Origin of the sequence: Leptolyngbya cf. ectocarpi LEGE 11479, from assembly GCF_015207065.1 — a bacterium.
Classification (GTDB): Bacteria; Cyanobacteriota; Cyanobacteriia; order Phormidesmidales; family Phormidesmidaceae; genus Leptothoe; species Leptothoe ectocarpi.
Genome location: NZ_JADEXP010000245.1, coordinates 1 through 9,836, shown reverse-complemented (window position 1 = coordinate 9,836; position 9,836 = coordinate 1). Strand labels below are relative to the sequence as shown.

Below are 9,836 nucleotides of genomic sequence, written 5' to 3'. Positions count from 1 at the left end.
CCCCAGACCTGTGGGCAGAAATGGCCGAGGTGATTACAGCAGATGAGCTAGACGGCTGCTATCTCAACCGACGGGTTTACTTTCTGGGTAAGTGGATCCGCCATGGGGGCAAATATCCCGATTGGAATATGCGCTTTTTCCGGCATGCTAAAGGTCGCTATGAAAATCTAAATACCGAAGAGATTCAAAATACCGGTGATAACGAAGTGCACGAGCACGTTGTCATTGAAGGGGGTAATGTGGGCTATCTCGAAAACGATATGCTCCATATCGACTTTCGTGATTTATTCCACTGGCTGGCTCGACACAACCGCTATTCCAACTGGGAAGCACGGGTGTACTATAACCTGCTAACCGGCATGGGCGATGACGGCACCATTGGCGCCAACCTTTTTGGTGATTCTGTACAGCGTAAGCGGTTTCTCAAAAAAATCTGGGTTCGCCTGCCCTTTAAACCCCTGCTACGGTTTGTCCTGTTCTATTTTATTCGTCTGGGTTTTCTAGATGGTTACCCTGGGTATGTCTATGGACGTCTGCTGAGCCAGTACGAATATCAGATTGGAGTCAAGCTCTATGAGCTGCGCTTTGGGGGCAGTCTGAATCTGGCAGACCAAAAAGAAGACTCCCAGGAATCTCCTCAAGCCGCTTTAGTAGGTGACGTGTAATGACTGACGGTATAGCCCCTGCTTCTATCAATCCGTCCGGCTATGAAAACTATTCATCCCCCCAGGCCGTGCCAGACGATGCCTTTGGCCCGCCGTCTTTGGTCGATTTAAGTCGCTATCATCAGCCTGGGTTTGAAGTGGGTCGGCCTAAGTGGTACGTCATGCTGTGGTGGTTAGTGCAGGCCGTGGTTTTTCCTCTCACCCTGCATACGGCCCATGGTCTACGCTGTGCCTTATTACGGCTTTTTGGGGCCAAAATTGGCAAAGATGTTGTGATTCGGCCTTCGGCTCGATTTACCTATCCCTGGAAGGTGGAGATTGGTGACTATAGCTGGGTGGGGGAAGATGTCACCTTTTACAGTTTGGCTCCCATCCGGTTAGGACAGCACTGTGTTATTTCTCAAAAAAGCTACCTGTGTACCGGTAGTCACGACGCGAGCGACTCCCGGTTTGCCCTAGTGACGGCTCCGATTGTGGTTGAGAATGGCGCCTGGGTTGCCACGGACTGCTTTATCGCACCGGGTGTGCGCATTGGGGCAAATGCGCTGATTGGAGCCCGTAGCAGCGTGTTTAAGGACATGCCGGCTCAGCAAATTTGCATGGGTTCTCCCTGTTGTCCCCAAAAGCCTCGAGAAATTATTTCCCAAGGGCATGTTGCTCGATAACTATGGTGCCAAGATGCTGGAACTCAGCTCTGGGATAGGGAGTCCATAAGAAATGGGAAGCTATGTGGGAAGTCACGGACAAAATGCCCCGAGGGTATTTATGTCAGCTGAAGAATGTCTTAAACCATGGCGGTAATACAACGGGTGAATCTAATTCATTGTGGGAGGAAAATTTGTGGTTGAGTCTGTAGCTGTGATTGTTGAAGTGGCAGAGATAGTCTTGGCCGCAGCGTTGGTGCTGCCCTGCGCTGTCTTGTTGGTCGAGGTGCTAATGGCGGTGTTGGGACAAGGTAGGACTAAGCAATCCCAGGCTTTACGGGGTCAGGCGCAACGGGCGATTTTAATGCCAGCCCATAACGAAGAAGCGGTGATTCAAGCGACGCTGGCCACATTGACTCCGCAGCTAACCCCAGCCGACCGGCTGCTAGTGGTGGCAGATAACTGCACGGATGCCACGGCTGAGATTGCGCGACAGGCAGGGGCAACGGTCCTAGAGCGACACAATGAACAGCAGCGAGGCAAGGGCTATGCATTGGATTTTGGCCTCCGGCATTTGAGTGCGGATGCTCCCGATGTAGTGGTGATGGTGGATGCAGACTGTCAGGTCAAGCCTGGGGCGATCGATGCGATCTCAAACCTCTCCCTATCTACCCACCGACCGGTGCAGGCCACCTACCTACTGGAGCAGAGTCCCCAACCTTCACCCAAGGAAATGGTGTCCACCTTTGCCTTTAAGGTCAAAAACCTGGTGCGACCCCTGGGCCTTCGAGTTTTGGGTCAGCCCTGTTTACTCACCGGCACGGGCATGGCCTTTCCCTGGGCCACCCTCAAGGATGTGGATTTGGCCAGTGGCAACATTGTCGAAGACATGAAGCTAGGGCTGGACTTAGCCATTGCCGGTCATGCTCCGCTGATGTGTCCCCAGGCCTTGGTAACCGGGGCTCAACCGCAGCAAGATGCCACCGCTATGACCCAGCGTACCCGTTGGGAGCATGGCCATTTACAAACGTTGATCACCTGTGTGCCTCCCCTACTCTGGCAGGGACTTAAACAGGGACGACTCGGTCTGATTGCTTTGGCCTTGGATCTGTGTGTGCCGCCTCTATCCCTGTTGGTGATGCTGTGGGTGACGGGGGCAGCGTTGGCCACGGTGCTGACTTTAGGCTTTGGTACAACTTGGTTGCCCGCCATGGCTATTTACGGCGCTGGACTAGGTCTGTTTCTCGCCATTGGGCTGGCCTGGGCTGGGTTCGCGCGTCAGGATATTCCCATGGGTAAGCTATTGTCCATACCCTTGTACATCCTGTGGAAGATTCCTCTGTACTTCAAGTTTTTGTCAGGACCTGAATCTCAGTGGATTCGGACTGAGCGCGATAGCTGATCGATTTTTGTCTGGCAAAGCTTAGCTCTACGCGGCACAATAGCTGATGAGTTAATTGTGGGACACCATGGGGTTAATCGGCCTGACGGGAAGCAATAGGATACTTGCGATCGCAACCTGGGTAGCGATTCTTGGCACCCTGATAGTCAACACCCTCTCTAATATTTTTCCCATTGATGGCAGCACCGTTGCTGACTTAGCCAACGGTCCGTTAGCGGGTGTGTTGATTACCCCAGCCAACTATGCCTTTATTATCTGGGGCGTTATCTATATCGGGCTGATTGCCTATGCCTGGTATCAATCTCGCCGCAAACAGCGAGGTCAGCTGCTGATCCAACGGATTAATGTGTGTCTGATTGTGGCCTGTGTGGCGCAAATAAGCTGGATTTATCTCTTTACCCTGCAGCTTTATTGGGGGTCGGTGGTGGCGATGGCGTTGATTTTATTAGCGCTGATTGCCGCCTACAGTGAGTTGGAAGATGGTCAACATTTGGCCGATAGCCGTCGCAAACGGATGGTGCACGGTCCGATTAGCATTTATTTAGCGTGGATTTCGGTGGCTACGGTAGTCAATGTCGCCTCGGCGTTCTACGCCAGCGGGTTCAGAGAGCTGGGGCTATCGGGGGCTGTGTGGACTGCCATTATGATTGCGGTGGCCAATCTGATCGCCGCTTTGGCCATTGTGCGACGGCGTGATTTACCCTTTGCCCTGGTCTTTATCTGGGCGGATGTGGCCATTGCCCAGCGGCATCAGGACCTACCTGTGATTTGGGTGTCAGCTTTGATCATGGGCCTGGTTCTAGTCGGGCTGCTGGTACGCCGCTATCCCAGAAAGAGCTGGTAAGCCGGGTTATCGTTTTCTTCCCAGTAGCGATAGCCGAGGGTTTCTAAGAAAGCCTGCCACTCGCCCACATCTTCTGGGGGAACCTGCATACCGACTACGATGCGGCCATAGTCGGAGCCATTGTTGCGATAGTGGAACAGGCTAATATTCCAGTTAGGGCTGATGGAGCTGACAAACTTCATCAGGGCTCCAGGCCGTTCTGGAAATTCAAACCGGTACAGATGCTCGTTTTTGGCCAGGGCGGAGCGACCACCTACCATGTGGCGCAGGTGCATTTTGGTGAGTTCGTCGTCGGTCAGGTCCAGGGTTTTAAAACCGTTGGCCTCAAACTGGTCTTTCATGGCGATGGCATCGTCGCGATCGCAAATTTCCAGACCCACAAAAATATGAGCCTCGGTTTCATCCGCAATCCGATAGTTAAACTCGGTCAAATTTCGTCTGCCAATGGTGTCGCAGAACTGTCTGAGACTGCCCGGCTGCTCTGGAATCGTGACGGCAAAGATAGCCTCGCGCTGTTCGCCTAGCTCGGCCCGTTCCGCCACAAACCGCAGCCGGTCAAAGTTCATATTGGCCCCACAGGCCACCGCCACCAGGGTTTCATCTTTAATGCCCGTTTGCTTCACATAGGCTTTAGCCCCGGCGATGGCCAGGGCACCCGCCGGTTCCACAATGGAGCGAGTATCCTCAAACACATCCTTAATGGCAGCGCAGGTGTCGTCAGTGCCCACCCGCACAATGTCATCCACATATTGCTGACACAGCCAGAAGGTTTCCTCCCCCACTTGACTGACCGCCACACCGTCGGCAAACAGACCTACCTGAGCCAGCTTCACCCGATGGCCCACTTTCAGCGACTGATACATGGCGTCAGCGTCCTTGGGTTCGACGCCAATGATCTTGATCTCAGGGCGCAGCCGTTTCACATAGGCCGCAATGCCAGAAATCAAACCACCGCCACCGATGGCCACAAAAATAGCGTGGATCGGCTGCTGATACTGGCGCAAAATCTCCATACCGATGGTGCCTTGCCCCGCAATCACATCCGGGTCATCAAACGGATGCACAAAGGTCATATTCTTTTCTGCCTCTAGCTGACGGGCGTGGGCATAGGCATCATCAAACGTTTCCCCATGGAGCACCACTTCGCCGCCGCGTGCCCTGACCGCATTGATCTTGACATCGGGGGTGGTCTCCGGCATGACAATAATGGCGCGAGCCCCCAACCGCTTGGCGCCAAGAGCCACACCCTGGGCATGGTTACCAGCAGAGGCAGCAATAATGCCCTTAGCCAATTTCTCCGGCGGTAGCTGGGCCATTTTGTTATAGGCTCCCCGCAATTTGAACGAGAACACAGACTGCATATCTTCCCGTTTGAGCAGCAGCTGATTGCCCAGACGTTTCGATAGGTTGGGCGCAATTTCTAGGGCTGTTTCTTCGGCCACGTCGTAGACGCGGGCGTTGAGGATGCGTTTGAGATAATCAGCGTGCATTAGACGGGGAAAAGTATAAAGGAGCGGGGAGTACAGGCCCTCATGAAAATAGTACATCCCCAGTAGGCTGAGTCTATCGAAACCCGACCTGGCAGCTTATCGCTTTTTACGAAATGTCTTTTTGGCAGCGTGTAGGCTTCTGTAGGGTCCTGCGGGTGCATCTTTTCTCACATTGTTTATGAGTCGGTTCGATGCGAGCTTGGGTTAGGACAGGATTGATTGGAGGCGCTATCGCACTTAGCGCCACTATCCACGGAATCACACTACTCAGCTCAGCCCTGGTTTGGGCCATCATTTATCGAATTGATGACGATGCAATATTGATTATTGAAATCTTCGCAAAGACAACCAGAGCCACATCGAGAAAAATATTGGAACAGTCTCAGATTTTCTGGAATTAACACCTGAGGAGACTATTCTAGTTGAAATTAAGTTAGCACTGAGCCAAGGCTTGAAGGAGCATCGTCAAGAACTGATGACTCAAAGTACTCTTGCTTCTAAGACCAGCTCTAGTCAACCTCGGGTTGCTAAAGCCGAAAACGGTGATGCTTCAGTCTCTATTGAGTTACTGCTGCGGGCAATATTAGCAACGGGTGCCACACCTCAAGATATTGGAAAGATAATTGCTAACGTGGAATAGGGAGCAACAATTTATGGATGATGTATTGAGAATGCATTCTATCTGGCTTGTAGAACTATTATGAACTTTGTTGGACTGATTTTATGGAATAAGTTTCGATGTTTATACTAAGTCTACATGTATGATTCCGAGAAGATAATTTGCTCAAAATCTAAAGCACTTAGCTTCTCAAAAAAACGTTCATATTGCTTTGGAAGAGTAAGAGCAAGGTGGATCTTCCGGACAATAGGTGGGCCATCATAGCCTTGATCTAAGGCCAATGCCTCCTCAACAGCATCAGATAATCCGTCAACAATTTGTTGCATTAGAAGGATATTATGACAGTTCCATCCAAGAAGATCCTTGCGAAGGTGTTTTAGTGCTTCGGGCCAAACCAGTGAACGTGTCCGAGCCTCTATGTTGAGCAGAAAACGACATGTTTCTTCTAATTGATTACAGGTACGAAGTATTGCTAGCGGATCACCGGGCTTGTCTAGCTGTCCGCATGCTTCAGGTAAGCGAGAATTGATCAGTGTTGATAGAGCTGCTCCACCTCTCTCCATATCTGATATTAGTTCTTGGAGCCGTGCTCCGAACTCTTGAATTGAGAATGCAGAGCTAGGAAATAAAATCAGATCGGCTTCGCAATCTGTCAACTCTCTGAACACGCCATTTAGTTTAGGACGAAGTAGTTCAATAGTAAGAAGATACTCCCATCCTCGTGGTCGATCCAATGCGATTTGTCTAGCTCCAGGAGGCTCGTTTAGAAAGGGTTGTAGCTCGGCACTCAACAGCTCTTCGGTGTATGAAGTACCTTCTTGTCTTCGTTCCATTAAAGCTTCATGCTGCATCTTCCACGAATAGAGACGGCCAATAGAAAACTTAATTGGATCTGAGTCAATCATTTTTCCACAAGTACGACATAGCCAGATTGCGTTTGTAATACATCGACGTTCGGCAGAGGTCATCCCTGGTTCGTACCTAGCTGAACCAGGCCGAGCGCCTCTAATATGGCAAGCCTCTCCAAGGTCGATGAACTTTTTGGGATCTCTATGAGGACCTACTGTTGATTGCAAACACCCTGGCCTGGAGCATGTTTGCCCCGCTCGTTTGCTAAGAGCTTCACGAGTTGATTTTGTGAAGTTGTCAAGATTTTTGCTCATATCTTTTAATGTGAGAGTCCATGATGAAGGAATTGTACAGTCCTGTTATTACTTACTTGACGAAAGCCTGGTGAGCGTTCTAAAGTTACGCAATGCTGTTCTTTTAGTGCAGCTGTTCCACTAGGACCTAATGACTTGGCACCATCGGCAGGTGCGGCAACACCTAACCGATGGCTACCCATAGATTCCAAAGCAATCCACGGGATTGGGATATTATGCCCTACCCCCTGCGATTTGCACTACATCGTGGGGGGCTAAGGCTTAGGTTCTGGCTTTCCTTGTCCTACATCGGAGACCCAGAACCATGTTTCAAGACCCAACTCAGGGCGCTGATGCGCCGACCAATCAGCCTGCTTCACTACCAGAGTACGACTACGAACACGGTCGCCATATGGTGTTTGGCACCCTAGGCTATGTGCAGATCACCATCAAACAGCTGCATCAGCTCAACTACGCCGAACCCAACGACTGGAGCCGCCCGCTACCCACCGGGCAACCCAATGAAGTGATGGCAATTTTGACTAGGAAGGTGCGCGTCGATTAAGGATGAGGGCTGCGATCGCACCCTCCAAAACCTGTCTGGTGAGATCGCAGCCTATCCTCACACCAAAGAATGCTGACTGACAAAGTTGTTGACTGCTATAAAAAGAGAATGACCTCAACGAGAGAGAGAAGACATTGCGTGTATGGTAGCGGTCCAAATCGTTGATGCGAAGAGAAAGTATCTCTGCATTAACTCACACGGTATGTTGGTGTGACTATGACTTCAACGGCCTAGCTTCTGACGAATTTGGGCGCGTAGGTCCTGCGCTTCGGGATAGTCTGGCTGCAGGGCAATGGCTTTGTCGATAGATGCGATCGCATCGTCAAATCGTCTTAGCTCCCACAGGGCAGCCCCGCGATTATTCCAGGCTGCTGCAAAATTTGGGTCAATATCACGAGCGCGGTCAAAGGCCGCCAGTGCCTCTTCAAACCGATGTTGTCTAAGCATGATGCCGCCGCGATTATTCCAAGCGTCGGTGTAGTCAGGGGCTAACGACAGAACCTGATCGTAGAGTGCCAGGGCCGCGTCAGGTTGTCTCTGGTGCTCCAGGGCATAGCCCTTACTCAAAAGCGACTGGATGTGATCGGGGGCGATGGCTAGGGCGCGATCACAGGCGGCAATCGCCTCACCATAGTTCTGTAAATGGTTCCAGCTGTAACACTGTCCCCAGTGGGCCTCAGCCTGTTCAGGATGGTGCTTTAGCAGCTGGTCGTAAACTTGGAGCGCATCGCTGTACTGGTTGCGATCGCGCAGCTCCTTCGCTTTTGTTAACAGCTCGTTGAGAGGGGGTTTTGCAGAGGGTTTTGCAGAGGGGGAGGCCGCAGGTGCAGCGGCTGGCGGCGGTGTCGCGTCGCTTACTGGCGATGATGGCGGCGGGGGGGCTGCCTCTACAGCTGCTTTTACAGCGTTATCTTCCGGTGCAGAAATGGGCGGTGTCTGGGTTGCAGGTGTTTGAGCTGCGGGGGGCTGGGCTACAACCGGTGATGATGTTGCGACACTGGCTGGTGAGGAGGGTACCGTCTCGACCTGTGGTGCCCCAGGGATTTGAGCAGCCAGATTGGCTGATGTCTGACTGGTTCGGAATAACCCCAAGACGGCTACCGTTAAAATACTCAGCCCCAGAATCGACCACCGGCCCATCGGTTTGTTCAACAAGAGCGTAGACAGAGCGGCCACCGTTGTTTTAGTGGCAGGTTGCGACGATGGGGAGGATACAGGTGTCCCTAATTTTCTAATATCTAGCGGTTGGGTCGACGTTTGAACCGGCGCTGATGGAATCGACTCTGATGGGATCGACTCTGCTGTCGGTGGTCTCTGGTCAAGGAGTGCCGTTGTGTCAGTGGGCAGCTCTGCAGGTGGCTCGCTGGGGGATTTGTCCGGTGCAAGAATCTGCGTAGGCCCCGTAGGTATCTCGATCTTTGATGGGACCACCAAAGACTCGGTGGGTATCTCTGGCAACGCCTGCAGCTCGGCTAATACCGCTGCTGCGGTTGAATAGCGATCGCGAAAATCGTAGCGAACCATGCGGGCTAAAACCGTCTTAAAGTCTGCGCTGATGTCTAAATCAGGACTCTGCCAGACTACTTCACTGGTGCGCGAATCCCGCTGAATCAAATGAGGCGCTGTCCCCGTCAGTGCCTGCAGACAGATCATCCCTGCCGCATAGATATCACTACTAAACCATGGATTGCCAGCCAGCTGCTCACTGGGCATATAGCCCTGGGTGCCAATGGAAATGGTGCGTGTGGCTGGACCGTTTTGACGCCGTTCGCTAACCTGCTTAACCGCACCAAAATCGATCAGCACGATATGGTCATCAGCCCGACGATGGATCAGGTTTGAGGGTTTTAGATCTCTGTGAATTACCCCTTGTTCATGCACAAAAGCCAGGGGGGTCAGAATCTCGCTTAACAGCCGACGTACCCGCGCTTCAGACCATGGCTTTCCCGGTCGAATCAAATCCGACAGGGAATTCCCTTCAATGAGTTCTTGGGCCAGATAAAACTCTTGACCATCTTCAAAGTGGGCCAGCAAGCGGGGAATCTGGGCATGCTCCCCCAGCTGATAGAGCACCCGCGCTTCCGTTTCAAACAGCCGTCTAGCCACAGCCAGGCTCTCAGCGTCCTGCAAATGAGGCTTGAGCTGCTTAATCACACAGGTGGGATGGTCGGGTAAATGTAAATCAGTTGCGATAAAGGTGTGGCCAAAACCGCCCTGGCTCAGAGGCTGGATGAGTTTGTACCGTCCGCCCAGGGTTTCCTTGGATTTAACACTTAATAATTGCATCAGGTTCATACAGACGATCCCACGGGCAAGGCTGTTTACATATAGCGTTTGTCATAAGTGCCCTTGGCCTGGCGGGCAATCATCAAAAATAGTTGAGCAGATGAACAGTGCTAACTTAGCGATTTTACGTAGACACTAGAATTGACGATAGACAGTCCTATGGACCGACCACCGCTAGT

The 9,836-nt window shown here is 51.9% G+C and carries 9 protein-coding genes; 6 read left to right on the top strand and 3 right to left on the bottom strand.

The features are described from left to right. From IQ260_RS21300 to IQ260_RS21285, 4 genes are all read left to right on the top strand, one after another. The coding region (locus tag IQ260_RS21300; RefSeq protein WP_193995102.1) for a glycosyltransferase family 2 protein at nt 1–665 on the top strand (665 nt) is incomplete at its 5' end. After that, complete coding sequence (hpsU, locus tag IQ260_RS21295) at nt 665–1,330, top strand: hormogonium polysaccharide biosynthesis acetyltransferase HpsU (protein ID WP_322745014.1); 666 nt, start codon at nt 665–667, stop codon at nt 1,328–1,330. The genes IQ260_RS21300 and hpsU, both read left to right, overlap by 1 nt. A 175-nt stretch (nt 1,331–1,505) precedes the next feature. Next, the gene (locus tag IQ260_RS21290; RefSeq protein WP_322745013.1) at nt 1,506–2,711 is read left to right on the top strand and encodes a glycosyltransferase family 2 protein; all 1,206 of its coding nucleotides are present in this window, start codon (nt 1,506–1,508) and stop codon (nt 2,709–2,711) included. A gap of 67 nt (nt 2,712–2,778) precedes the next feature. Further along, on the top strand, nt 2,779–3,555 hold the full coding sequence (locus tag IQ260_RS21285; RefSeq protein WP_193995101.1) for a tryptophan-rich sensory protein: 777 nt from the start codon (nt 2,779–2,781) through the stop codon (nt 3,553–3,555). Here IQ260_RS21285 and ilvA read toward each other — a convergent pair. Continuing rightward, the gene (ilvA, locus tag IQ260_RS21280) at nt 3,534–5,045 is read right to left on the bottom strand and encodes a threonine ammonia-lyase, biosynthetic (RefSeq protein WP_193995100.1); all 1,512 of its coding nucleotides are present in this window, start codon (nt 5,043–5,045) and stop codon (nt 3,534–3,536) included. The genes IQ260_RS21285 and ilvA overlap by 22 nt on opposite strands. 451 nt (nt 5,046–5,496) lie before the next feature. Between ilvA and IQ260_RS21275 the strand changes: the two genes are divergently transcribed. Next, on the top strand, nt 5,497–5,685 hold the full coding sequence (locus IQ260_RS21275; protein WP_228016324.1) for a helix-turn-helix domain-containing protein: 189 nt from the start codon (nt 5,497–5,499) through the stop codon (nt 5,683–5,685). 113 nt (nt 5,686–5,798) lie between these two features. Here IQ260_RS21275 and IQ260_RS21270 read toward each other — a convergent pair whose 3' ends face one another. Next, entirely contained in the window at nt 5,799–6,569 is a 771-nt protein-coding gene (locus tag IQ260_RS21270) for a hypothetical protein (protein WP_193995099.1), read from the bottom strand. Between the two features lie 562 nt (nt 6,570–7,131). Here IQ260_RS21270 and IQ260_RS21265 point away from each other — a divergent pair. Then, entirely contained in the window at nt 7,132–7,371 is a 240-nt protein-coding gene (locus IQ260_RS21265) for a hypothetical protein (protein WP_193995098.1), read from the top strand. A 222-nt stretch (nt 7,372–7,593) separates the two neighbouring features. Here the strand turns inward: IQ260_RS21265 and IQ260_RS21260 are convergent, their stop codons facing one another. Beyond that, on the bottom strand, nt 7,594–9,657 hold the full coding sequence (locus IQ260_RS21260) for a protein kinase domain-containing protein (protein ID WP_193995097.1): 2,064 nt from the start codon (nt 9,655–9,657) through the stop codon (nt 7,594–7,596). Nucleotides 9,658–9,836: the final 179 nt, after the last annotated feature.